The sequence below is a fragment of the Pseudomonas sp. LAMO17WK12:I1 genome, assembly GCF_900177315.1.
Lineage (GTDB): Bacteria > Pseudomonadota > Gammaproteobacteria > Pseudomonadales > Pseudomonadaceae > Aquipseudomonas > Aquipseudomonas marginalis.
This window is the reverse complement of record NZ_FWZV01000001.1, coordinates 63,836-85,381: the sequence shown is the minus strand read 5'-3', so window position 1 is coordinate 85,381 and position 21,546 is coordinate 63,836. Positions and strand designations below refer to the sequence as shown.

Sequence of the window (21,546 nt, the reverse complement as noted above, 5' to 3'; positions counted from 1 at the left end):
CTTCTTGTTGAGTTGCCGCAGTGTGTGATGAATAGAGTGCTTATCCAAGGTTTCAAGGGCACTACATCAGATGTTCGGTCTTGCCGACCACGTAACGCCAATCGGCGCCGCCCAGATCGACGTCTTCCCACCGCATCTGCACTAATTCGCCAGGGCGGACCGGCAACATGACCAGCAGGCGCAACGCTGCCGTCGTTGCAGTCATCCAGACGCAGCGGAAACCTGCCCAGGTCGACTGGCCTTTCGATTGCCGGATTGCTGGTGACGATATGGCGGATCTTCAGCTCCTCGATGTTGCTGAGCGCCACGTTGCGCTCCACCCAGCCGCAGCCCTCGGCAACCCCAGGATGGCGCGGATGATGGTGCGCACGCGCCGGGCCATGGCCAGGGTGCGTTGACGACGCAACTCGGTGATGATCGTAGTGATGTGCTCCAGCTTGATCTCGCTGACCGGTTTTTTGCCAATGGCAGGCAAGATGTGGTTGTTCAGCGCTCCGGTCGACCCGAGATGGATTTGGTCACCAGTTCGGCAGGCTTGAATGCCAACCCTTGCTTGGCCACGTACGCGAAGGTGCGCTCTTCATTGAGCAACTTTGCCTCGATCTTGGCGGTCTTGGCCTTGAGCGGGACGATGTGATTAGCCACATCGCGGCGTGCGCCGCGGGCAATGTCGCGCGCCTCCTTGAGACCAATGTCGGGGTAAGCGCCGATGGAGAAGCGGTTTTCCTTGCCATGCAGGCGATACTTCAATCGCCCAACCTTGGAAGGAGATTTGTCGACCTTTCTTGACGCCCTTACCTCCAAGTAGAGCCCAGGGACTTCGCCATCGGCGTGTTTACCCGGTTCGGCCAGCGAGCGGATCAAGGCATCGCTGAGTTTTCGTTTGAAAACAACCGCAATATCTGGGGGCATCGGTGGGGGCATCCTTTTTAAGGAACCGAAATTTGCCCCCCATTATGCCCCCAGTCACATGCGCTGCTCGAGCAATTGTGAATTCGCGCCCTAGCGGTGATCCACCGCAGTATTTGATCGGGCTCAGTGGTACAACCCCTTTGAAATTGGCAGGTTCGTCCACTTTGCAGATGCTTACTGACGGCCAGCCTGCTGCTATCTACTGATGCATCTCGGTCACGGACATAGTGAATACCAACTTGGATCTGCCAGCGTTGGAATAGGAATGGGGAACATCGGTTCTGGCCACTGCCGAACTCCCCGCAGGGATGACCAGCTCTGTTTCCCCTACCACGCATTTCAGCGTGCCTTTCTCCACATGAAACAGCTCAAGCGTGCCCTGAGGATGTCCCTGTGAAGCGAAAAATTCGCCTGGGTGCATTTCCCAACGCCACAGTTCGATCATATTAGGACCGGACGTTCCTGCCAGAAGCCGCGCCGTTCCTCCCAGGTCCCCGGTCCAGAGCGTGGGGATGTCTTGGCTGTCGATGATATGGGCGGATGGGGCTTCGGTCACGTTGACGATGTCTGCAACGGACAGGCCCAGCGCGGCGGCGATTTTGCAAAGGATGCCGATACTGGGGTTCGCCGTACATTTCTCTATTTCGACAACCATTCCTTTGCTCACCCCTGAGCGGCGAGAAAGCTCATCCAGCGTGATCTTCTGTGCTTTGCGCGCCTGTTTGAGCGTGCGCGCAACGGCCAGGCTGACGGCTTGAGCATCAGCGCCAGGGGTAATCGACAGGCTGGTATTCGTGGTCATTGATGAATGTCATGAAAAAAATGTAGTGGGATTCTCGGCCTTTACCAATTGCCCCGTCAATCTGCGCACGCGTTATAGTAGATGATATTGGTCACTATATTGACTTTATTGGTCGTCACTGACTAGCATGAAATGACATTTGGATTTCTGGAGGTTTTTGATGCTGTCCGCACTGCCGTTGATCGATCAAGCCGTTGCAGAATTGGCTCCGGAGTTCAGGGCCCTGAGCATTGTGGTGGGCGCTGCGTCACTGACCCATCCTGAGGTTGCTCAGGCAGCCCTGGACCGTGCTTGCAAGGCTGTACAGGAAGGTGGGCCAAGCTGGGGAGAAGCTCACCTGGCCGCATGGGCGGAGACATTCCGAAAGTTCGGCGCCAAGCCGCAGCGTACGCCCTGTTCAGCTGAGGCGCTGCGTAAACGGGTTTTGCGTGACGGAAGCTTGCCTAGCCTGGATCCCATCGTCGATCTCTACAACGCAATCAGTATTGAGTACGCCATCCCTGTTGGCGGGGAAAACATTGAAGCCTATGTGGGCTCCCCTCGGCTCGTAGTCGCTGATGGCACTGAGCCTTTTGACACGATGAAAGAAGGTGCTCCTGCTTTCGAATATCCAGACCCCGGCGAGGTTGTCTGGCGCGATGACAAAGGCGTGACCTGCCGTCGCTGGAATTGGCGGCAAGGTGTCAGGACCCGTCTCGGTGCTGACGCGAAGAGCATGTGGTTCATTCTGGAGAGTCTGCCGGCGATGCCGCTTGAAGCCTTGACGGAAGCGGGGGACAAACTCATCGAAGGGTTGCAGCAAATGATGCCAGGCGTCCAGATCGAAAGCTCACTGATTGGTCCTGGGGCCAAATAGTCCATAGACCACTGCAAGGAGTGATGACGATGTTTACCGGCCTTAGTGCATTTCCTCTGACGCCTATGGATGAGCAGGGTGTGGACGAAAATGCTTTTACTCGTCTTGTGCAGCAATTGGTGGCAGCCAAAGTAGATTCCATCGGGGCTCTAGGATCCACTGGGGGCTATGCGTATCTTTCTCGAGCCGAACGTTCTCGAGTTGCTCAGTTGGCAGTAGAGGCCGCGGAGGGCGTGCCAGTGATGGTGAGCATCGGTGCGCTGCGTACACGCGACGTTTTGCTGCTGGCCGAGGATGCGCAAGCCGTGGGAGTCAAAGCCTTGCTGCTGCCACCCGTGTCGTATCAAAAACTGACTCAGGACGATGTGTTTTCGATGTACGAAATGGTTTCGGCCAACGTCTCAATCCCGCTATGTGTCTATGACAATCCTGGTACCACCCATTTCGAATTTACCGATGAGTTACACGGGCGTATTGCAGAGCTACCCAATGTCAGCTCAATCAAAATCCCTGGCGTCCCCGAGGCGCCGCATCTGGCCAGGGAGCGCGTGGAGCGCCTGCGAAAATTGATTCCGAGTCACGTAACTATTGGAATAAGCGGCGATGCGTTTGCCGCTGTTGGAATGAACGCCGGCTGCGATGCCTGGTATTCGGTCATGGGCGGTTTGTTCCCCAATACGGCGCTCGCCATCACACGAGCAGCATTGTCAGGTGACGCCTTTGAGGCTACGCGCCTCTCCGAATCCTTGAAGCCGCTTTGGGCATTGTTCAGCCAATTTGGAGGTAGCTTTCGCGTGATAGCCACTGCAGCAGAGCTACGCGGCATGACTCACTCTCCGAGCCTGCCTTTGCCGCTTAGACCCATCGAAGGGGAAGGACGCAAGCAAATTGCAGCGGTGATAGACGCGCTTGAATTGAGCTGAGCACTGCGGTGAATACTCTGCCTCCTCATGGTTGAGGAGGCAGACATCCAACTGCCTACAGTTTTAAAAACGTTGTGAAATGATCTTGGTATCCCTCCAGGATTTCCCTGGGTAGGATCGTGCTAACACTTCCTCGATGCTGGAGCCCATGAGAAAGCACATGAGCAAGGATTTGCTCCTTGGTCATATTGCCCGGTTTGCCATCCTTGAAGAAAAATTCCACCGGTTCACACAGCTCTTTTGCAGTGACTGATTTTGTGTAGTCAACAAACCATTGATTTGCCTTTGTGAATGCCTCTTCCAACTGACGAATGTCTTGCTGCTGCTCAGTGACGACGTCGTCAAACTTCTCCGGTTTTCCCTGCAGTCTGGCGATGAATAGCTGGTCCACAATATTGATGTGCCTGAGCCAATAACAGGCCTTCTCCATCTCCACAGGGAAGGACTGTGCAACGGGCGCTTTCAAGCACCTGAGTAACACATCCTCAGACCATGCCTTGTACTGATAAAGCGAGTGCAGCAGATTCTTGGCACACATAGTGTTCTCCCATTTTTCAAGCATTGTCGGCCGTGGCACATCCCATGAGCTGGTGCAAAAGGGGGGCTCGTGTATCAGGAACGGAATACCGTTGGTGAGATATTATAGTCGATATATTGACTTTTTTGGTCGTTGGCTTGAAGCTGGATCAAAGGCGATTAACGCTACCGCATTGAATTCCGGCGAAGACCCAGCTTGCAGGTGGCCCGCTCGGAAATAGCTTGAGGGTGTCTTGGATCATGAAATACGTCAGCACACGGACCCCTGGTAGAACGTACGAATTCGGCGAGGTGCTGATGGGGGCGTACGCGCCTGACGGGGGCTTGTACGTGCCGCACAAGGTTCCCCGCTTCAAAAAGGAGGAGCTCTCAAAGCTCGAATGGTTGCCCTTCCATGAATTGGCTCGCTACGTAATCGAGCCCTTTCTGGGAGGTTGGATCGAGCGGGATCAGTTGTCTGGTATCCTTGAGAAGACTTTTGATTGTTTTAAAAGTAACGCAGTGACACCGCTTTACCAGACCGCGAGTAACGAGTGGATACTTGAATTGTTTCATGGGCCGTCAGGCGTCTATCAAGACGTCGGCCTTCAATTGATGGCTCGCTTTATCGATCATAATTTGCTGAGGTCTGGGAAGAAGGCGCTGGTTATAGGTTGTACCGGTGGAGATACTGGCGCTGCAGCAATAAAAGCATTTTCGGGAATGAAGGGCGTTACGCTGTTGGTATTGCATCCTTCCACGGGGTTGACGGCGGAGGACCGCCGACGCTTACTGAGTACGCACGAAGATAATGTTGTGAATGTTGAGATTGACGGAGACTATTCTGATTGTCATCGTTTGTGTGAGCAGTTCCTGAAAAAAAATAATGATGCGCAGCAGCATCTCATTTCGTTCAACTCAGTGCATTGGGTTCGCGTGCTTGCGCACCTGTCGTTCTATTTCTATTCTGCTCTTCAACTCGGTGCGCCTAAAAGAGAGATTGCTTTCAGTGTCCCGACTGGAAATTTTGGCGCCCTGTATGCTGGTTATATTGCCAAGCAAATGGGGCTGCCCATTCGACAGCTTATCGTTGCCACGAATGCTAACGCCGGACTGCATAATTTTCTCCAATCAAATTTTTACAGGCGAAATGAGATTCGTGCTACCAAAATCCCCACTATGAATGTTGCATTGGCCTCTAATTTTGAGCGCATACAGTGGAGCATCTTAAATCGATGCGGAGAAAAAGTAGCTCGTAATATGCAGCTGCTAGAAGGCGAGGGCACTATTCAGTTAGCGCAGGATGAATGGTTGGAGGCACGCAAACTGTTTGACTCACTGGCTGTGGACGATGCAGACGCATTCAGTTGTATTCATGAGGTCTTTGCAGAGAGTGGATATCTGGTCAGTCCCAATACCGCTATCGGCTTGCGCGCTGCACGTATAAGCAGACGCAGCTTGATGATCCCCATGATTTGCCTGGCAACCACACATCCGTCGAAAGTTGGCACTGCAACCCAAAAGTCAGAGGTTGTTGGCCACATAAATACTGTTGGTGCTCCTGCAGTCGCCGAACAAGACTGTACTTCAATTCCCAACGACGTCAGGTCGCTGATCTCGCTGGTCAGGGCCTTATCCAAAGACACGGAGTCTCACTCGTTATAAGTCCGGAGCCAGAGATGAAACGTGTTTTAGATAAGGTTGATGAAAAGATTTTGGAGGAGCTTACTCGTAATGCACGGTTGGCCCACAACGATATTGCCCTAAAAGTCAATTTGTCCAGGAACGCAGTCAGGCTGCGGATTGAGCGATTGGAACGCGATGGGTATGTCCGAGGCTACACAATTATTAAAGGTATGCCCTCAGCCGATGCAGGACCCATTAATGCATTAATCTTCGTTTACCGTAAGGATCGTATGCGAGATTCAGAAGTTGTTCGCTCCGTTGGTGCAATGCCTGAAGTTATTTCCTGCAATGTGATGAGTGGCGACCTCGATATTGTACTGACGGTTCAGGCGATGAATGCAGATCGTATCCACAGGGTATGGAGTGAGATCTCGACGCTGCCGGGAGTCCTGAATACCGTAACGTCTTTTGTTCTGTCGAGCACAAAATAGCAAGTTGCGCTGTTGCACGAGCATTTTGCTCGCAACAACGTTCTGTTTGCCATATTCGTAAAGTTAAGTTGGCGGCTTACTATCTCAGCACCACAACATAACAATGAGAACCCTGTCGTGACTGAATACAAAATTGCGTTGCTTGGATTTGGTGGCGTTAACCGCGCGCTGACCCAGCTTATTGCCGATAAGAATTCGCGTTGGGCCGATGAATTAGGTTTTACCTTGAAGATTGTCGGTGTCAGTGACCTTTACCTCGGTTCGATCATTAACAAAGACGGCCTGGACGCTCGTGAATTGGCAGCAGTGCCTGCTGCTAAAGGCAGTTTCAGGACCCTGGCCGGCGGGACTGCTGAGCCGGCAAACGAAACCGTTATCCGCTTCTCTGGCGCCGATATTGTCGCTGAGGCAACGTTCACCAATCCTGTGGATGGTGAACCGGCTACGACCTTCTGCCGCTGGGCTCTGGAAAAGGGCGTCAGTGTCGTGACCACCAACAAAGGGCCCGTGGCGCTGCATGCACAAAGCTTGAAGACGCTGGCCGATAGCACCGGCGCCCGCTTTGAATTTGAAGGTTCTGTCATGAGCGGGACCCCGGTTATCCGTTTGGCCAAGGAGTCACTGGCAGGCTCGGAAATCACCGGCTTCAAGGGGATCCTCAACGGCACGTCAAACTTTGTCCTCTCCAGCATGGAGACGGGGTTGGACTTCTCGAGTGCTGTCGCAAAAGCCCAGGAGTTGGGTTACGCCGAAGCCGATCCAACAGCGGATGTAGAAGGGCACGATGTGCGCTTGAAGGTCGTCATCCTCGCCAATGAACTACTGGGCGCAAAACTCAAACCAAGCGATGTCTTGTGCAAAGGGATCTCTGAAATCACGGCCAAGGATATTGCCGAGGCGACGAAAGCAAGTGCCCGCTGGAAGCTGATTGGCAGCGCAGAGAAACGGAGCGATGGTTCGATTTCGGCATCGGTGAGTCCCCAGCTCTTACCGGCGAACGACGCGCTCTCAGCCGTGAGCGGAGCCACCAACGCAATTACCTTCAACACGGCCATTCTCGGTCCCGTCACTGTAGTGGGGGCGGGGGCAGGTCGTTTTGAAACCGCCTTCGCATTGCTCGCCGACATCGTAAGCATCCACAACCACAAAACCACGTCAGGTAAGTAATCATGAATAGCTTGAGTCTCTCGCTCGCTGCTGATTATAAGGCCATTACGGTGCTCAGCCCGTTTGACGGCAGCAAAGTGGGTGAAGTGGCAGACATACCCGCATCCTCCGCTACCACGATAGTTGACACCGCCATTTTAGGCGCCTTGATTGCCAAGGATCTGCCACGCCATGAACGTGCGCGTATCTTGGAAAAGGCTGCAAGCTCAGTCGAGCGTGACAAAGACGCCTTTGCCAAACTGATCGTCGCGGAGTCGGGAAAAACGCTGAAGCAGGCGCGAAAGGAGGTATTGCGCTGCGTCAACACCTTGAAGTTGTCTGCCGAAGAAGCCAAGCGCAATGCCGGTGAAGTCATTCCTTTTGACGCCTATGTCGGGTCTGAATCCCGTCAGGGCTGGTTCACCCGTGAACCGTTGGGCGTCATCGTCGCCATCACCCCTTACAACGACCCGCTTAACCTGGTCGCGCATAAATTGGGGCCTGCCATTGCGGGAGGAAATGCAGTTGTTCTCAAGCCGTCTGAGCTCACACCGCTATCAGCGATCAAGCTGGTGGAATGCTTGATCGACGCGGGTCTGCCTCCGGTTGTTGTCACCGTCGCGACAGGCGGCGCCGCCCTGGGCAAGGCTCTTGTGGCCCACCGTGCAGTGCGCATGGTGTCTTTCACCGGCGGCTTTGTCACGGGTGAGCAGATCGCTCGTACAGCTGGCCTCAAGAAGCTGGCGATGGACCTTGGCGGTAACGCGCCGGTCATCGTGATGGCTGATTGTGACTTGGATGAAACCGTTGATTCATGCGTGTCGGGGGCTTTCTGGGCGGCCGGACAAAACTGCATCGGTACCCAACGGATCCTCATCGAAGCTTCACTCTATGAAGCCTTCAAAACGCGCTTTGTTGAACAGACCTCTAAGTTGATCGTCGGCAACCCTGCTGATGAGCCGACGGACGTAGGGCCGATGATTACCGAGGCGTCAGCCAAGCGTACCGAGGAAGTGGTCAATGACGCCATTGCCAAAGGCGCCACGTTGTTGGTTGGCAACACACGTAACGGCTCGCTCTATTCACCTACCGTGCTGGAAGGCGTCGACCGCCATTGCAAGTTGTGGTGCGAAGAAGTGTTCAGCCCGGTAGTCATCCTCCAGCGCGTCGGCTCCCTGGATGAAGCATTGGCGCTGGCTAACGAACCAGAATACAGCCTGCATGCCGGGATCTTCACCAGCAATCTGAAGGTTGCATTGACCGCCGCTAAACGACTGGAGGCGGGCGGGGTGATGATCAACGACTCTTCCGACTACCGCTTTGATGCAATGCCTTTCGGCGGTTTCAAGTACGGGAGCATGGGCCGTGAGGGCGTACGTTTCGCTTACGAAGACATGACCCAACCCAAGGTCGTTTGCATTAACGGTGTGAGTGGAAGCTAAGCAACTCACTCAACTCAAGAATGAAACACACAACAATAAAGAGGAAACGACATGCGCCCCGACAAGCACAATCTTTCGACATTATCTGCAGCGACGCTGGCTGTTCATGGCGGCAATGTCGCGGATGTCACCAGTGGCGCCGTCCGTACACCATTGGTCATGGCAAACTCCTATCTCTTGCCGGAAGATCCGGCGACCATGGACTGGTCGAGCCCGGACGGGCTCGTGTACACACGCAATCAAGGCCACAACCAGGTTTGCCTTGAGAAGAAACTCGCAGCCCTTGAAGGGTGTGAAGACGCGGTGGTATTCGCGACCGGTGTTGCCGCCTTGCACTCGGTATTTTTTTCATTCTTGAAAAGTGGTGATCACGTCATCGTCAGTGACATCACCTACCAGGCAGTCTGGCGGCTTTTCGCCGAACTACTGCCTGAACGTTACGGCATTGAGGCAACCTTCGTAGACGTCGGTGACCTGGAATCGGTACGTAACGCCATTCGCCCCAATACCAAGCTGATCCACACTGAAACGATTGCCAACCCCACCACGAAAGTTGCGGACATTGCCGCATTGGCTGAGATTGCACACGCCCATGGCGCGCTGATCTCTGTGGATGCCACATTCACGCCGCCTCCATTTTTTCGTGCAAGTCAACATGGTGTCGACTTCGTCATCCACTCATTGACCAAGTACATCAATGGCCATGGTGATGCCATGGGCGGGGTGGTGATCGGCTCCAATCCGTTGATCAACAAGATCAAGAATGATGCATTGGTTGACCTCGGCGCGACCATTTCGCCGTTCAACGCGTGGATGATCATGCGCGGTTCGGTCACGTTGCCACTGCGCTTGAAGCAATTGCTGAACACGGCCGAAAAGTTGGCCCAGTTTCTGGATGGCGACGATCGGATTGCCTATGTCTACTACCCCGGTTTGCCTTCCCACCCGCAGCATGAGTTGGCGCGTCGGCAATTTGCGGGCAAAGGCTATGGTGCTGTGATGGCGTTTGCCGTAGAGGGCGATCCTGACACCCAGAATCGCTTTGTCTCGAACCTGCGCATCATCACGTCGGCCGTTTCATTAGGGCATGACGAATCACTGATCGTGCACGTAGGGGCAGAGGGTCGAGGTGGCTTTGACAAGTACCCTGAAGAGTTCCGCGAGTATGGTCATTTGCGCTTTTCTGTCGGATTGGAAGATCCAGATGACTTGATCAAGGATATTGCGTTCGCGCTGGACGCAACATTCAAGTGATTTAGTTGATAGCGTCACGGAACTAGGGTTTGGTCAACCCGTCTTTACCCCCGTCGTCGCGGGGGTCTTTTTAATAACGTTGACGTTTTAATTGCGCCTGGCGCAGACAGTCTTTGCGTTTTTTATTGTTTGGGAGTTGCTCATGGCTTGGGTGAGTTTGATCATTGCAGGACTATTTGAAGTTGTGTGGGCTTTTTCGATGAAACAATCTGAAGGATTTACGCGGTTAGTGCCCACAGTCATTACATTTGTCACTGTGATTGCCAGTTTCGCGCTTTTATCCTTCTCGATGAAGAGCTTGCCGCTGGGTACGGCGTACACCATCTGGACGGGGATCGGCGCTGTGGGCGCTTTTGCGGCGGGTATTTTCTTCATGGGTGAACCCGCCACGCTGTTGCGTATCGTGGCGGCCGTATTGATTGTCAGTGGGTTGTTAATGATGAAGCTGGTGTCTGCTTGAAAGGCGAGCATTTTGCTCGTGATAACGTTCAATTTGCCATATTCGTAAAGTCGTCGTACTCAGGTAACGTTCAAGTCGAGACGCAGGTCTCGCTAAATAATAATGAGTGTCACGGTTAATGCTGACAGATGTTTACTGCCCTTAATCCAACTACAATATCTAGGGATGTAATTATGATTTCGCTAAAGAAACTGTATTTAGTAATGGGCTTGGCGTTGTGCACAAGTGCAGTGTCTGCCAAGGAATACTCCACCTTGCGTTTCGGCGTAGATGCCAACTACGCACCGTTTGAGTCCAAGGCCGCCGATGGCAGCCTCAAGGGATTTGATATTGACTTGGGCAACGCGATTTGCGCCAGGCTTTCAGTCAAATGCATCTGGGTGGAAAGCGATTTTGATGGCCTGATTCCGGGCCTCAGGGCCGGCAAGTTCGACGGCATCCTGTCATCCATGACCGTGACGGCCACTCGTGAAAAAGCCATTGATTTTTCAAACGAGCTTTTTTCCGGGTTCACGTCCTATGTGTTCAAGAAAGGTTCGGGCCTGAGCACAGATGTGGTGTCACTCAAAGGCAAAACGGTTGGCTATTTTCAAGGCAGTATCCAGGAAGCTTACGCCAAGGCCGTGCTGGACAAAGCCGGGGTAAAAATCCAGTCCTATCAGAACCAGGACCAGGTGTATTACGACCTGGTAGCGGGGCGGCTGGATGCATCCCTGCAGGACGCGCTTCAAGCTCAACTGGGTTTTATCAACTCACCCCAGGGCACTGATTACGAAATGAGCCCATCGGTAGAGAGCCCTTATCTTCCCTCCAAGACAGCCATCGGCATCGCCAAGGGCAATGCAGAGCTCAAGGCCCTGCTGGATAAAGCGATCCAGGCCCTTCACGACGATGGCACCTATGATTCGATCCAGAAGCAGCACTTTGGCGATCTGAATCTTTACAGCGGTAAATAACCACCCGGCGCTCGTCCGCTGGATGGGCGTTTTTCGCTATAGGTTGTTGATCATGTTCGAAACACTATTAGGCGCATTGGGGCTGTCTGCATTCAGCTTGCAAGGCTTCGGCCCACTGCTGCTCGAAGGCGCCTGGATGACCGTCAAGCTGTCCCTATCCGCCCTGGCGCTCAGCGTATTGCTCGGGCTGATTGGGGCCAGCGCCAAACTGTCCAGTCTTAGGCTGCTGCGCCTGCCAGCGCAGCTCTACACCACGCTGATTCGTGGGGTGCCCGATCTGGTACTGATGCTGTTGATTTTCTATAGCCTGCAAACCTGGCTGACGGTCATCACGGTGGCGTTGGGCTGGGAGTACATCGAAATCAATCCCTTCGTCGCAGGAATCATCACCCTTGGGTTTATCTACGGCGCCTATTTCACCGAAACTTTCCGCGGCGCCATGCTGGCGGTACCCCGTGGCCAGGTTGAAGCTGCTACCGCCTACGGGTTAAGTCGCACACAGCGTTTTCGCTTCGTGGTGTTCCCGCAAATGATGCGGTTTGCCTTACCGGGTCTTGGCAACAACTGGATGGTGATTCTCAAAGCCACCGCGTTGGTGTCGATCATTGGCCTCGCTGATTTGGTAAAGGCTGCCCAGGACGCAGGAAAAAGCACATACCAATTGTTCTTTTTCCTGGTACTGGCTGCACTGACCTACCTGATCATCACCAGCGCCTCCAATTTCATCCTGCGCTGTCTGGAAAAATACTACGCCGCCGGTTCACGGGAGGCGGTGCGATGATCGAACTACTGCAGGAGTACTGGAGGTCATTCGTCTACAGCGATGGCCAGCAAATCACTGGTCTGGCCATGACATTGTGGTTGCTCAGTGCATCGCTTTTCATCGGATTTATCGTGTCTATCCCACTGTCCATCGCACGCGTGTCGTCCAGGTTTTATGTGCGCTGGCCGGTGCAGTTTTATACCTACCTGTTCAGGGGTACACCGCTCTATATCCAGCTGCTGATCTGCTACACCGGGATCTATAGCCTGGCCGCAATACGTGCTCAGCCTGTGTTGGATGCATTCTTTCGCGATGCGATGAACTGCACCATTCTTGCCTTCGCGCTGAACACCTGCGCCTACACCACGGAGATATTTGCCGGGGCTATTCGCAACATCGCCCATGGGGAGGTCGAGGCTGCAAAAGCGTATGGCCTCTCTGGATGGAAGCTCTACGCGTTTGTGATTATGCCGTCAGCCTTGCGTCGGTCGCTGCCGTATTACAGCAACGAGGTGATCCTGATGCTGCACTCGACCACTGTGGCATTCACCGCCACGGTTCCGGACATTCTCAAAGTCGCCCGTGACGCTAACTCTGCGACCTTCTTGACCTTTCAATCGTTTGGTATTGCGGCGCTGATTTACCTGGCGGTGACCTTTGCGCTGGTCGGTTTGTTCCGAATTGCCGAACGTCATTGGTTGGCTTTCTTAGGGCCGACTCACTGAGTCCTGTGTCTGACAGGGCCGCTCCCGAACTGCTTAGAGGAAGATTGCGAACATGTACAAATTGACGGTTGACGGGCTACACAAAAGTTACGGTACCCATGAAGTACTCAAGGGTGTTTCCCTGCAAGCCAAAACGGGCGATGTCATCAGCCTGATCGGCGCCAGTGGCTCGGGGAAGAGCACGTTCCTGCGCTGTATCAATTTCCTCGAAACACCCAACGACGGCGCCATGAGTTTGGATGGCAAGCAGATCTGCATGGTTAAAAATCATGCAGGATTACGTGTGGCGGATGACCGCGAGCTGCAACGGCTGCGTACCCGCTTGGCCATGGTCTTCCAGCATTTCAACCTGTGGGGACACATGACCGTGTTGGAAAACATCACCATTGCCCCGCGGCGGGTGCTAGGCGTCAGCAAAAAAGACGCAGAAGATCGTGCCCGGCGGTACTTGGATAAAGTCGGCTTGCCTGCCCGTGTTGCCGATCAGTTCCCTGCGTTTCTTTCCGGAGGTCAACAGCAGCGGGTAGCGATTGCCCGTGCCCTTGCCATGGAGCCCGAGGTCATGCTGTTCGACGAACCCACCTCGGCGCTCGACCCAGAGGTGGTGGGCGAGGTGCTCAAAGTCATCCAGGGCCTTGCTGAAGAGGGGCGCACCATGATCATGGTGACCCATGAAATGGGGTTTGCACGCAAAGTGTCAAACCAGCTGCTGTTTCTTCACCAGGGACTGGTTGAAGAGCAGGGCGGACCTGAGATCCTGGATAATCCCAGAAGTGAACGCCTGCAGCAGTTTCTCTCCAACGGGCTGAAGTGAAATACCTTGGCTATGACCAGCGGAAGGAAGATCCACGGGCCCCCGGAGTGTTTGGGACGCATCGACGAGGCCATCGTCGATGTACTGCGCCGTAACGGGCGTATTACCTATAAAAAACTTGCCTCGCTGGTGCACTTGAGCGAGAGCCCTTGTCAGCAACGCGTTCGCAAGCTGGAGAGGCTGGGCGTCATCCGCGGCTACGGGGCATTCATTGACGAGCATAAGCTATCGCCCGGTTTGTCACTGGTGGTTCTAGTGACACTGGCAGACGACAGAGGATGCCGCACGCAAAAGATGTTTGAGGCGCTTGTCAGTGCTTGCCCGCAAGTCATTGAGTGTCACCTGGTGAGTGGTGCGCTTGATTACTGCCTGCGGATACGCTGCCGGGATATGGAGCATTTCCGATCAGTCACTGAGTCCTGGCTGGAGAGCACTGAACTGCACATCGAGAAACTGGTGGCCTATCCACAGTTGGCCGTCATCAAGCCGTCATCAACGCACCTCGGTATCGAATAACAATTACAACACCCCAAGCCTATGGATAAACCATGATGATTGCGAACCTGAAGTTCAGTCATAAGGTATTGCTTGCGGCATCATTCGTTGTTGTCGCAGCGTTTTCGCTTTTTACGCTTTACAACGACTCGATTCAACGCAAACCATCCGAACGAACCTTGAAAACCACCTCGAGGAAATGAGCAAGATCACTGCTGCAAGTGTTCAGTCCTGGCTCTCCGGGCGAATACTTCTGGTTGATCATGTCGCCCAGACGGTTGCCAATGATCCCGCGTCGCAACACATCACGCGGCTGCTGGAGCAGAAGTCGTTGCTCTCGACGTTCACCTTCACTTATCTAGGCAGTCGTGACGGCAGTTTCGTCATCAGGCCAGAGGACGATCTACCTGCTGATTACGATCCTCGCACCCGGCCTTGGTATACCGACGCAATGGCTGCCGGAGGGACAACGCTGACCGAACCTTACCTGGATGTGACGACAGGGCAACTGATGATGACCATTGCAACGCCGGTCAGTCACGATGGCCAGGCGCTTGGGGTGGTAGGCGGGGACCTGACACTTGAGACGCTGTCGACCATAGTCCGCTCGCTCGACCTGGGTGGAATGGGCTATGCCTTTCTGGTCAACGCAGATGGCAGGGTGCTGGTTCATCCCGAAAAAGAACGGGTGATGAAGCAATTGAACGATATTTACCCGCTGAACACGCCATCCCTTAGCTCTCATATCAGCGAGACGGAGCAGGACGGAAAACCTCAAGTTTTGATGTTCTCGCCGATCAAGGGACTGCCTTCGGTGAACTGGTATATCGGTTTGTGCATCGACAAAAGCAAAGCTTATGCGGCACTTGATGATTTTCGCACTTCCGCCATTTTATCGATGATTGTTGCCGTGGCGACCACGCTGCTTCTGCTGGGGCTGCTTATTCGCGTACTGATGCGGCCCCTGAGATTGATGGGTACAACCATGCGGGATATCGCCCAGGGAGAGGGCGACCTTACCCGCCGCTTGGGTGCACACTCGAAAGATGAGTTCGGAGAGTTGGCCGCAGACTTCAACCTTTTTGTGGAGCGAATCCAGCGCTCAATACGTGAGGTGTCTTCTGCCACCGAGCACGTCAATGAAGTGGTCAGGCACGTAACGCAGACCTCCAGTGCCTCCATGGCAAACTCGGACGACCAGGCCAATCGCACCAACAGTATTGCGGCCGCGATTAACCAACTCGGCGCGGCGGCCCAGGAAATCGCGCGTAACGCGGGTGATGCTTCCCTCCAGGCGTCGGATGCCCGGTGCCAGGCTGAAGATGGCCGCGAGGTAGTGACCCAAACGATAAATGCCATGGGTGCGCTCTCGGGGAAAATCCGCACGTCATGCAGCAACATAGAAGCGCTGAATGGTAAGACGGAAAATATCGGGCGGATTCTTGAAGTCATCAAAGGCATTTCCGAACAGACCAACCTGCTGGCACTTAATGCCGCGATCGAGGCCGCGCGGGCGGGTGAAGCCGGGCGTGGGTTTGCTGTTGTAGCGGACGAGGTCCGCAGCCTGGCTTACCGCACTCAGACCTCAGCCCAGGAGATCCATTCAATGATTGCAGAGCTTCAGATGGGCGCACGTGAGGCGGTACTCACCATGAACGAAAGCGAACGCTACAGTAAGGACGGTGTGATTATCGCCAACCAGGCCGGTGAGCGGCTGGGCAGTGTCAGTCAGCGCATCGGCGAGATTGACGGAATCAACCAGTCGGTAGCGACAGCAACGGAAGAGCAAACTTCAGTTATCGACTCACTGAACATGGACATCACCGAGATCAAAACCCTCAACCAGGAAGGGGTGGCAAACCTGCACGCCACACTGCTTGCCTGTGATGATCTTGAACGACAAGCCACACGACTCCAGCAGTTGGTGGATGGCTTTCGAACATAGGCCATCCCCCACAGAGGGAAGCGTTAAATCAGGTGCGGGAGAGTAGAAGCTTAAAACCTGCGGCGCCAAAGACCAACGCAAGGGTGCCTTCAATCCATCGACGCGCCCTGCGATAACCCCGAATCATCGGCGCCGTAGAGAAAACGATCGCATAACCGCAGAAAATAGAAATGCTCAACACGGCACAGCCAGCCAGGATGATCATAACTGTTTCAGGTGTCGCTTGTGGTCCCAGACCGAGCGTCATCGTGGCGATCCAACCCAGTAAAGCCTTTGGGTTGGTCAGGTGCATAAGCAAGCCCCGCCGATAGAGGCCAAAACCCGAGATAGGCGGTGCTGCGGCCAGCGCTTTCTCAATTTTCTCGTCAGGTGTCAGGGCAGAACGTCCCGCTTTCAGGGCTAGGAACAACAAGTATGCTCCGCCGACGATCTTGAGTACGAAGAGTGCCTCTGCGAATTGAAGCAGAATGGCCGAGACGCCTGTGGCGGCCATTGATCCCCAAAAAAAAGAACCACTGATGACTCCGGCTGCAAGCATCAGCGCAGGTTTTCTGCCTTGGTGCATGGCAACGCCCATGATTCGCATGTTGCTGGGGCCAGGGCTGGCAGCTCCCACAATGTAGGCTGTGAATACCAGCAGTAAGTGGTGCAGATCAAATGACATTGTTAGCCTCTGGAAGAATGCATGGCAGCCAGCAGCTTAAGTGGTTCCAACGTGCACGTCATTCCATCAGTTGCCCAAATCTGACCCGTTCTCCTCTAGTTCTTCTCGGAAATTTTTTGTTCGGAACAGCCTTTTCAGGCATAACGCTTACCCCAAAACAGACTGTCGGTGTTCAAGGGGGATGATTCAGCCCCTGCAGTTTTAAATCCTATGATCAACCCTTGATCTGCACGCGCACAGCATGGGTAGAAATACCGTAGCGATCGTGTAACGTCGGAAGCGCACCAACATCGAGAAACGTGCCCTGCAACACTATTTGTCTGAACGTCGGCGTAACCTGGCGTTAAAGGCTCTCAGGGTCGCCGAAGAACATTTTGACAGGGCTCTAGGGCGGTGTTTTCAGGTCGATAAAGCTTTTTTGGCCCCATTCGCACCGAATGTGCGAGCGATCGCGGATGGCGATCTCCGACGGACTCCAGGATGGCAGTGGCTGGTATTCAGTGCGCCTTCGTATGCTGTTGAGCAACCCGTATCTGGCAAACGGAATCGTCCCGGATTCTTTAGATACCTTGCAAGCTTTTCCACCGTTGGCTTGCACTAAGAGAGAGACCTTCTCCATCAAAAAGGTTATAAGCGCGGTCTCGCGGTTTGGCTGTTCGAAAAGCTGCGTCAGGTAGAAGAGTTGTAGTGTGCGACATAAGGGTACTACCTATTATCGAACTGACCTGTACCCCAGATCTTCCCCTTAAAAATGCCGGAATCACTTGGAAACCAACGGAACGCCATAAACGAAAAAACCCGCCAAGTGGCGGGTTTTAAAGGGTTCCATGGACTTTACTGGCTGTCAGTGGAACTAGAGATGGTGCCCGAACCCGGAATCGAACCGGGACGCCCTTACGAGCGGGGGATTTTAAGTCCCATGCGTCTACCAGTTTCGCCATTCGGGCGGTAGCGCGTTGTTGCAGGGTTGGGAATATATAGATCCAGGCGCTTCGACGCAAGGTCGGGCTGCCGCTTTCTTGCATGGACGGCGTATGAAAAAGCTTGGCAGATCAGTGATCTACATCGGCTTTAACAGGCGAACCAGAGGATTCCTACTGCACGGGAACAAGCGGCATAAATGACAGTCATAGCGATATGCCATCCCGGCCGTCTGGAAAGGAATCAGTTGATGCTCAGTGTCCGCAGGCGCTATTGGATGGTTATTGCAGGTGTCGTGGGATTGTTGGCCGGTACGGCACAGGCTGGGAGTGCGGTGAAGTGGGGGGATTTCAGCGCGTCAGGCGGTGACCGGTTGACGGGGGCTTCGCTGGAGGCGGGCAACCAGTATGTGTTGAAGGCGTCGAGCATTTCGGTGGGGGATATTGAACAGCTGCAGGCTGCGCAGAAACGTACCGAGAGTGAGGTACAAGGCCTGAAAGGCAAGCTGGAGGGGCAGGACCGCGCGTTCGATGAGTTCAAGCGCAGGGACGGTTCGAGCGCCAGTTCCAGTGACAGCCAGTTGGCGAGCCTCAAGCGCACAGTCGAGGATCAGAACAGCACGATCGAACGGCAGAAAAACGACATCGACGGTTTGAAGCGCAGCCTGGATGATCTCAAGCGCAGCCTGGATACTTTGAGCAGCAAGGTCAAGTAGCCTGGCCGCCGCGACATGCGGTCAGTCATGAGCCTGGATGCGGGTGTAAGGTAGGGCGTGCAACGCTGGGAAATCTCAGGAAAGCGAGGTGACTATGAGCGCTCCACTGCTGAAGAAGCTGCACCTGAATGGGTACGACATCGTGCAGGTCAATTTCGGGCCATGGCGGGTGTGTACGCCCCAGGATCGGCTGGCGTCCTTCAATTCCCGTGAACAGGCACTGGCGTATGCCGCCACGTTGCCGGGTTACCAGGCACGCAACAGGCCGGTGTCCAATGATGATTGATTGAAAACGAAGCCCCGGTTTGTCCGGGGCTTCTGCGTTTCTGGCTTATACGAAAGGCTGTGCGCCGAAGCCGCGGGGCAGGCGTTGCCGCCCTGGCAGGTCGGTCAGGCGCTGCGTCCAGGCACTGCGCCAGTCGGTGCTGGTGTGGGTCTTGGCCTGGCGCGAAGCACGGCGTGCGGCGTTGCGCTGGTTGCGGCGCGCTTCCTTGTAGGCATCGGTGTTGCGGCAGGTGCGGCACTTGACCCGATTCAGCTCGGTGCTGGAGGGCAGGCTATTGCCGTGATGGCCGCAGGCCAAATGCCCGGCAACCTTGAAGTGAATGACCATGTAAGCGTCTCCTTCTTATTGGGTACGCACATCGGTAAACCCACAATGCACGCGGGGAGGGCGGGGCTGAAAAGTCCCGGCACCTGAGGTTACGACCCCATGGGCGCAGCAGCGTTCGGTTTTGCCCCCGGACCTGTTCAACACCCCCGCCTCGGCGCTACCCTGCCACGCCACTGATCATGAAAAGGAGTGTGTGATGAGCGTCGAAACCCTGCCCCTGGAAGGCAGTTGCCGTTGTAACCGGGTGCGCTTCAGCGTGAGCCAGGCGCCGGTGATTACCATGGCGTGCCACTGCACCTGCTGCCAGAAGATGACCGCCAGTGCGTTCTCCCTCAGTGCACTGATTCCCGCCAGCGCGTTCACGGTGACCCAGGGCTGCCCGGTGGTCGGCGGCCTGCACGGGGTCGATCGTCACTATTGCTGCCCGCACTGCATGAGCTGGCTGTTTACCCGCCCCCATGGCATCGATGAGTTCGTCAACGTGCGTGCGACGTTGTTGGATAATGCCGCGGAGTACGTGCCCTTTATGGAAACCTGGACCCGCGAAAAACTGGCCTGGGCTACCACGCCGGCAGTCGAAAGCTTCGAGCGGTTGCCGCAACCCGAGGACTTTGCACGGTTGCTGCAGGCCTATGCCGAATTCAGCGCTCGCTGAGTTCAGTCAATCAAGGCGAGCAGGTCCGTATCGCCCACGTCCTGCCCGGCCTGGGTCAGCAGCGTGGTGGCCTGGCCTCGATGGTGGGTCTGGTGATTGAAAAAATGCACCAGCAGGGCGCCGAACGGCTTGCTGGCCGCCGCGCCGCGCATGTTGTGGTAGTGCAGGCGATGGTCGAGGTCGGGTTCGCGCAGGGTGTGTACCCAATCGATGATCAATTGGTCCAGCCAACGCCGCCGGGCGGCGAGTTCATCCAAGTCGGTGAACGCCAGTTGCTTGAGGTCCGACGGCGCGGCGAAGCTGTTCAGCGGCGCCAGCGCCGCGTAGCCGGCGGGGTGCAGGGCAAAGCGTTTGAGCCAGACGGTGTCGCCCAACGTGAGATGGTTGAGCGTGCCGAAGACCGAACCGAAAAACGCTTGGCGGTCCACGCGCAACTCATCGTCCGTAAGCCTGGCAGCCGCGTCATAGACCTTGTGGTTCATCCACTGGTTGTAGGTCGCCAGCAGCGTCATTTGTTCGATACGGTCCACGTGCTTTACCCCTCGTTGGCAATGGTGCCGCCATCATAAGGCAATTACCTGGACGACCCGCCACGGCAACTGCACCGGGAGCAGCAGGCCAGGCCTAAAACCTGAGCGTCGCACCGGTGGTCAGCCATTGATTGCGTTCACCGCCCAGGTCGCGCCCGAGCACCAGGTCGACGTCGACAAATTCCCCGAGGTGCAGGCGCGGCCCTGCTTGCCAGGCCTGGTCACCGCCTTCCTGGCCGTAACGTTCAGCGATCAGCGTAAGGACATCCATCAGTTGATACTCGACGCCGGTGCCCCAGGTCAGGCGCTGGGTTGGCTCGCCGTCGTTGTAGGCATGGGCCCAGCCGGTATTCAGGTTCAAGCGCAGGGGTGCCAGCGGTTGCCAGGTCAAGGGGAGGGTGAAGTCGGCGCCGTCGAACCCGTGTCGTCGATCAAGGGCAAGATGCGCCCCGGCGGAGATCGCCATTTCCAGCCCCAGGTCTTGCCGTGACAGCACCTGCGCCTTGAGTTGCGGACTCACCTGGGTCTCGCCCCGGCCTGCGCTGTCGGCCCGTGACAGCGCCGCGCCCCACTGCACCGAAGGCAGTGCGCTGAATGTGCACGCGGGAGACAGCGTTGCCGTGTACGTGTTGCCGGCGTGCCGGTCGGCGCTGTACCAGGCGTCGAGATTGCAGACACCCGGTGCGTTGATTGCGCCGTCATCGACCACATAGGCGCCACCGGCGGCATGGGCCTTGGACACCAGGGCGATTAACAGGATCGAACCCAGGGTGATACCGATAAAAAGCAGGTTGCGCCGCAGCGCTCGCTGTTTTGCCGGCGGCAACAGCAGCAGGGTCTGGCGCGCGCCGCGATAGTGCCGCGCACGGTATTTGGCAAACCCGTCCGGGCGCTTCGGGGTGTGTTTGTTGTGCATGATGCACCTCGCTTGAATATCAGTTCTCTACGCTCAGCACCGAAATGCCGCTGGCCCTGGCCTGGCAGACCAGCTCCGACGTGTCGTCACCACCTGGCAGCGCGATGACCACATCCGCGCGGCTGTCGGTCAGCATGAAATGGTTGCGCTGGCGCTCCGCCTGCTTGCCGTGGCGTTGCCAGTTGGGCGGGTAGCGCACCACGTCGATGCCGAGTTCCCGCGCCCAGTCCTCGATGGCGCTGCCGAGGAACTGGTTGCCGCCGTGAATCAGCACCTGCACCGGGCGCAGGCGGTGGTAAGCGTCCAGCACTTGGCGGGACTTTTTGCAGTCGGCGTAATGACGACCGGCACAGATCAAGACGCGCATGATCCTATTCCTTGTAATGCACGGTGGCGGCCGGGCGAC

At 55.5% G+C, this 21,546-nt stretch carries 27 protein-coding genes, 1 tRNA gene and 2 pseudogenes; 18 read left to right on the top strand and 12 right to left on the bottom strand.

What is annotated here, in order from left to right:
* Positions 1-61 precede the first annotated feature (61 nt).
* From B9N88_RS32540 to B9N88_RS00430, 4 genes are all read right to left on the bottom strand, one after another.
* The gene (locus B9N88_RS32540) at positions 62-205 is read right to left on the bottom strand and encodes a hypothetical protein (RefSeq protein WP_155954380.1); all 144 of its coding nucleotides are present in this window, start codon (positions 203-205) and stop codon (positions 62-64) included.
* 75 nt (positions 206-280) lie between these two features.
* Positions 281-475 (bottom strand): phage integrase central domain-containing protein, encoded by a 195-nt coding sequence (locus B9N88_RS32175; RefSeq protein ID WP_158277068.1) that lies wholly within the window; start codon positions 473-475, stop codon positions 281-283.
* 11 nt (positions 476-486) lie between these two features.
* Positions 487-912 (bottom strand): Arm DNA-binding domain-containing protein, encoded by a 426-nt coding sequence (locus tag B9N88_RS00435; RefSeq protein ID WP_051429375.1) that lies wholly within the window; start codon positions 910-912, stop codon positions 487-489.
* 199 nt (positions 913-1,111) lie between these two features.
* The gene (locus tag B9N88_RS00430; protein ID WP_027606634.1) at positions 1,112-1,714 is read right to left on the bottom strand and encodes a helix-turn-helix domain-containing protein; all 603 of its coding nucleotides are present in this window, start codon (positions 1,712-1,714) and stop codon (positions 1,112-1,114) included.
* A 160-nt stretch (positions 1,715-1,874) separates the two neighbouring features.
* Between B9N88_RS00430 and B9N88_RS00425 the strand changes: the two genes are divergently transcribed.
* Entirely contained in the window at positions 1,875-2,570 is a 696-nt protein-coding gene (locus B9N88_RS00425) for a B3/B4 domain-containing protein (RefSeq protein ID WP_027606633.1), read from the top strand.
* Positions 2,571-2,599: 29 nt separating this feature from the next.
* Positions 2,600-3,493, top strand: a complete 894-nt coding sequence (locus B9N88_RS00420; protein ID WP_027606632.1) for a dihydrodipicolinate synthase family protein — start codon at positions 2,600-2,602, stop codon at positions 3,491-3,493.
* 55 nt (positions 3,494-3,548) lie between these two features.
* Here the strand turns inward: B9N88_RS00420 and B9N88_RS00415 are convergent, their stop codons facing one another.
* On the bottom strand, positions 3,549-4,031 hold the full coding sequence (locus tag B9N88_RS00415) for a DinB family protein (protein WP_027606631.1): 483 nt from the start codon (positions 4,029-4,031) through the stop codon (positions 3,549-3,551).
* A gap of 239 nt (positions 4,032-4,270) precedes the next feature.
* Here B9N88_RS00415 and thrC point away from each other — a divergent pair, with 239 nt between their 5' ends.
* From thrC to B9N88_RS33080, 13 genes and pseudogenes are all read left to right on the top strand, one after another.
* The gene (gene thrC / locus B9N88_RS00410; RefSeq protein ID WP_027606630.1) at positions 4,271-5,674 is read left to right on the top strand and encodes a threonine synthase; all 1,404 of its coding nucleotides are present in this window, start codon (positions 4,271-4,273) and stop codon (positions 5,672-5,674) included.
* 14 nt (positions 5,675-5,688) lie between these two features.
* Positions 5,689-6,126, top strand: a complete 438-nt coding sequence (locus B9N88_RS00405; protein WP_027606629.1) for an Lrp/AsnC family transcriptional regulator — start codon at positions 5,689-5,691, stop codon at positions 6,124-6,126.
* A 117-nt stretch (positions 6,127-6,243) separates the two neighbouring features.
* The gene (locus B9N88_RS00400) at positions 6,244-7,293 is read left to right on the top strand and encodes a homoserine dehydrogenase (RefSeq protein ID WP_027606628.1); all 1,050 of its coding nucleotides are present in this window, start codon (positions 6,244-6,246) and stop codon (positions 7,291-7,293) included.
* A gap of 2 nt (positions 7,294-7,295) precedes the next feature.
* Positions 7,296-8,714 (top strand): aldehyde dehydrogenase family protein, encoded by a 1,419-nt coding sequence (locus B9N88_RS00395; RefSeq protein ID WP_027606627.1) that lies wholly within the window; start codon positions 7,296-7,298, stop codon positions 8,712-8,714.
* Between the two features lie 51 nt (positions 8,715-8,765).
* On the top strand, positions 8,766-9,968 hold the full coding sequence (locus tag B9N88_RS00390; protein WP_027606626.1) for a trans-sulfuration enzyme family protein: 1,203 nt from the start codon (positions 8,766-8,768) through the stop codon (positions 9,966-9,968).
* 142 nt (positions 9,969-10,110) lie between these two features.
* Positions 10,111-10,428 (top strand): DMT family transporter, encoded by a 318-nt coding sequence (locus tag B9N88_RS00385; RefSeq protein ID WP_027606625.1) that lies wholly within the window; start codon positions 10,111-10,113, stop codon positions 10,426-10,428.
* A gap of 173 nt (positions 10,429-10,601) precedes the next feature.
* On the top strand, positions 10,602-11,384 hold the full coding sequence (locus B9N88_RS00380) for a transporter substrate-binding domain-containing protein (RefSeq protein ID WP_027606624.1): 783 nt from the start codon (positions 10,602-10,604) through the stop codon (positions 11,382-11,384).
* A 52-nt stretch (positions 11,385-11,436) separates the two neighbouring features.
* On the top strand, positions 11,437-12,165 hold the full coding sequence (locus B9N88_RS00375) for an ABC transporter permease (RefSeq protein WP_027606623.1): 729 nt from the start codon (positions 11,437-11,439) through the stop codon (positions 12,163-12,165).
* The gene (locus B9N88_RS00370) at positions 12,162-12,872 is read left to right on the top strand and encodes an ABC transporter permease (protein ID WP_027606622.1); all 711 of its coding nucleotides are present in this window, start codon (positions 12,162-12,164) and stop codon (positions 12,870-12,872) included. The genes B9N88_RS00375 and B9N88_RS00370 overlap by 4 nt, the downstream gene beginning before the upstream one ends.
* A gap of 52 nt (positions 12,873-12,924) precedes the next feature.
* Positions 12,925-13,686, top strand: a complete 762-nt coding sequence (locus B9N88_RS00365) for an ABC transporter ATP-binding protein (RefSeq protein ID WP_027606621.1) — start codon at positions 12,925-12,927, stop codon at positions 13,684-13,686.
* A gap of 12 nt (positions 13,687-13,698) precedes the next feature.
* Positions 13,699-14,202 (top strand): Lrp/AsnC family transcriptional regulator, encoded by a 504-nt coding sequence (locus tag B9N88_RS00360; protein ID WP_051429374.1) that lies wholly within the window; start codon positions 13,699-13,701, stop codon positions 14,200-14,202.
* 178 nt (positions 14,203-14,380) lie between these two features.
* A pseudogene (locus B9N88_RS33085) lies at positions 14,381-15,220 on the top strand (cache domain-containing protein); the annotation flags it as partial.
* Between the two features lie 141 nt (positions 15,221-15,361).
* Positions 15,362-16,126 carry a methyl-accepting chemotaxis protein gene (locus tag B9N88_RS33080; protein ID WP_371263382.1) on the top strand — a complete coding sequence of 255 codons (765 nt, stop codon included), beginning with the start codon at positions 15,362-15,364 and terminating at the stop codon, positions 16,124-16,126.
* 28 nt (positions 16,127-16,154) lie between these two features.
* On the opposite strand, the gene B9N88_RS00350 is transcribed toward B9N88_RS33080, so the two are convergent.
* The 3 genes and pseudogenes from B9N88_RS00350 to B9N88_RS00345 all read right to left on the bottom strand — a co-directional run bounded on the left by B9N88_RS00350 (position 16,155) and on the right by B9N88_RS00345 (position 17,737).
* Positions 16,155-16,790: a LysE family translocator gene (locus tag B9N88_RS00350; RefSeq protein ID WP_027606619.1), complete on the bottom strand. Its 636-nt coding sequence runs from the start codon at positions 16,788-16,790 to the stop codon at positions 16,155-16,157.
* Positions 16,791-17,004: 214 nt separating this feature from the next.
* A pseudogene (locus tag B9N88_RS32770) lies at positions 17,005-17,127 on the bottom strand (transketolase family protein); the annotation flags it as partial.
* 523 nt (positions 17,128-17,650) lie between these two features.
* Positions 17,651-17,737, bottom strand: a tRNA-Leu gene (locus B9N88_RS00345).
* Between the two features lie 251 nt (positions 17,738-17,988).
* Between B9N88_RS00345 and B9N88_RS00340 the strand changes: the two genes are divergently transcribed.
* Both B9N88_RS00340 and B9N88_RS00335 read left to right on the top strand, forming a co-directional pair.
* The gene (locus B9N88_RS00340) at positions 17,989-18,426 is read left to right on the top strand and encodes a hypothetical protein (protein WP_223841591.1); all 438 of its coding nucleotides are present in this window, start codon (positions 17,989-17,991) and stop codon (positions 18,424-18,426) included.
* A 94-nt stretch (positions 18,427-18,520) separates the two neighbouring features.
* Complete coding sequence (locus tag B9N88_RS00335) at positions 18,521-18,712, top strand: hypothetical protein (protein ID WP_027606617.1); 192 nt, start codon at positions 18,521-18,523, stop codon at positions 18,710-18,712.
* 45 nt (positions 18,713-18,757) lie between these two features.
* Here the strand turns inward: B9N88_RS00335 and B9N88_RS00330 are convergent, their stop codons facing one another.
* Positions 18,758-19,039, bottom strand: a complete 282-nt coding sequence (locus tag B9N88_RS00330; protein WP_027606616.1) for a hypothetical protein — start codon at positions 19,037-19,039, stop codon at positions 18,758-18,760.
* Between the two features lie 196 nt (positions 19,040-19,235).
* Between B9N88_RS00330 and B9N88_RS00325 the strand changes: the two genes are divergently transcribed.
* On the top strand, positions 19,236-19,694 hold the full coding sequence (locus tag B9N88_RS00325) for a GFA family protein (RefSeq protein ID WP_027606615.1): 459 nt from the start codon (positions 19,236-19,238) through the stop codon (positions 19,692-19,694).
* A 2-nt stretch (positions 19,695-19,696) separates the two neighbouring features.
* Here B9N88_RS00325 and B9N88_RS00320 read toward each other — a convergent pair whose 3' ends face one another.
* From B9N88_RS00320 to B9N88_RS00310, 3 genes are all read right to left on the bottom strand, one after another.
* The gene (locus B9N88_RS00320) at positions 19,697-20,224 is read right to left on the bottom strand and encodes a DinB family protein (RefSeq protein WP_027606614.1); all 528 of its coding nucleotides are present in this window, start codon (positions 20,222-20,224) and stop codon (positions 19,697-19,699) included.
* Positions 20,225-20,318: 94 nt separating this feature from the next.
* Positions 20,319-21,140 (bottom strand): hypothetical protein, encoded by an 822-nt coding sequence (locus tag B9N88_RS00315; protein ID WP_027606613.1) that lies wholly within the window; start codon positions 21,138-21,140, stop codon positions 20,319-20,321.
* 19 nt (positions 21,141-21,159) lie between these two features.
* Positions 21,160-21,507: a DUF2493 domain-containing protein gene (locus B9N88_RS00310; RefSeq protein WP_027606612.1), complete on the bottom strand. Its 348-nt coding sequence runs from the start codon at positions 21,505-21,507 to the stop codon at positions 21,160-21,162.
* Positions 21,508-21,546 lie beyond the last annotated feature (39 nt).

Coding starts and splice junctions, on each gene's coding strand:
- B9N88_RS32540 (WP_155954380.1), bottom strand. CDS start 205: ATGACTGCAACGACGGCAGCGTTGCGCCTGCTGGTCATGTTGCCGGTC.
- B9N88_RS00435 (WP_051429375.1), bottom strand. CDS start 912: ATGCCCCCAGATATTGCGGTTGTTTTCAAACGAAAACTCAGCGATGCC.
- B9N88_RS00430 (WP_027606634.1), bottom strand. CDS start 1,714: ATGACCACGAATACCAGCCTGTCGATTACCCCTGGCGCTGATGCTCAA.
- B9N88_RS00425 (WP_027606633.1), top strand. CDS start 1,875: ATGCTGTCCGCACTGCCGTTGATCGATCAAGCCGTTGCAGAATTGGCT.
- B9N88_RS00420 (WP_027606632.1), top strand. CDS start 2,600: ATGTTTACCGGCCTTAGTGCATTTCCTCTGACGCCTATGGATGAGCAG.
- B9N88_RS00415 (WP_027606631.1), bottom strand. CDS start 4,031: ATGTGTGCCAAGAATCTGCTGCACTCGCTTTATCAGTACAAGGCATGG.
- thrC (WP_027606630.1), top strand. CDS start 4,271: ATGAAATACGTCAGCACACGGACCCCTGGTAGAACGTACGAATTCGGC.
- B9N88_RS00405 (WP_027606629.1), top strand. CDS start 5,689: ATGAAACGTGTTTTAGATAAGGTTGATGAAAAGATTTTGGAGGAGCTT.
- B9N88_RS00395 (WP_027606627.1), top strand. CDS start 7,296: ATGAATAGCTTGAGTCTCTCGCTCGCTGCTGATTATAAGGCCATTACG.
- B9N88_RS00390 (WP_027606626.1), top strand. CDS start 8,766: ATGCGCCCCGACAAGCACAATCTTTCGACATTATCTGCAGCGACGCTG.
- B9N88_RS00385 (WP_027606625.1), top strand. CDS start 10,111: ATGGCTTGGGTGAGTTTGATCATTGCAGGACTATTTGAAGTTGTGTGG.
- B9N88_RS00380 (WP_027606624.1), top strand. CDS start 10,602: ATGATTTCGCTAAAGAAACTGTATTTAGTAATGGGCTTGGCGTTGTGC.
- B9N88_RS00375 (WP_027606623.1), top strand. CDS start 11,437: ATGTTCGAAACACTATTAGGCGCATTGGGGCTGTCTGCATTCAGCTTG.
- B9N88_RS00370 (WP_027606622.1), top strand. CDS start 12,162: ATGATCGAACTACTGCAGGAGTACTGGAGGTCATTCGTCTACAGCGAT.
- B9N88_RS00365 (WP_027606621.1), top strand. CDS start 12,925: ATGTACAAATTGACGGTTGACGGGCTACACAAAAGTTACGGTACCCAT.
- B9N88_RS00360 (WP_051429374.1), top strand. CDS start 13,699: ATGACCAGCGGAAGGAAGATCCACGGGCCCCCGGAGTGTTTGGGACGC.
- B9N88_RS33080 (WP_371263382.1), top strand. CDS start 15,362: ATGGCAAACTCGGACGACCAGGCCAATCGCACCAACAGTATTGCGGCC.
- B9N88_RS00350 (WP_027606619.1), bottom strand. CDS start 16,790: ATGTCATTTGATCTGCACCACTTACTGCTGGTATTCACAGCCTACATT.
- B9N88_RS00340 (WP_223841591.1), top strand. CDS start 17,989: ATGGTTATTGCAGGTGTCGTGGGATTGTTGGCCGGTACGGCACAGGCT.
- B9N88_RS00335 (WP_027606617.1), top strand. CDS start 18,521: ATGAGCGCTCCACTGCTGAAGAAGCTGCACCTGAATGGGTACGACATC.
- B9N88_RS00330 (WP_027606616.1), bottom strand. CDS start 19,039: ATGGTCATTCACTTCAAGGTTGCCGGGCATTTGGCCTGCGGCCATCAC.
- B9N88_RS00325 (WP_027606615.1), top strand. CDS start 19,236: ATGAGCGTCGAAACCCTGCCCCTGGAAGGCAGTTGCCGTTGTAACCGG.
- B9N88_RS00315 (WP_027606613.1), bottom strand. CDS start 21,140: ATGCACAACAAACACACCCCGAAGCGCCCGGACGGGTTTGCCAAATAC.
- B9N88_RS00310 (WP_027606612.1), bottom strand. CDS start 21,507: ATGCGCGTCTTGATCTGTGCCGGTCGTCATTACGCCGACTGCAAAAAG.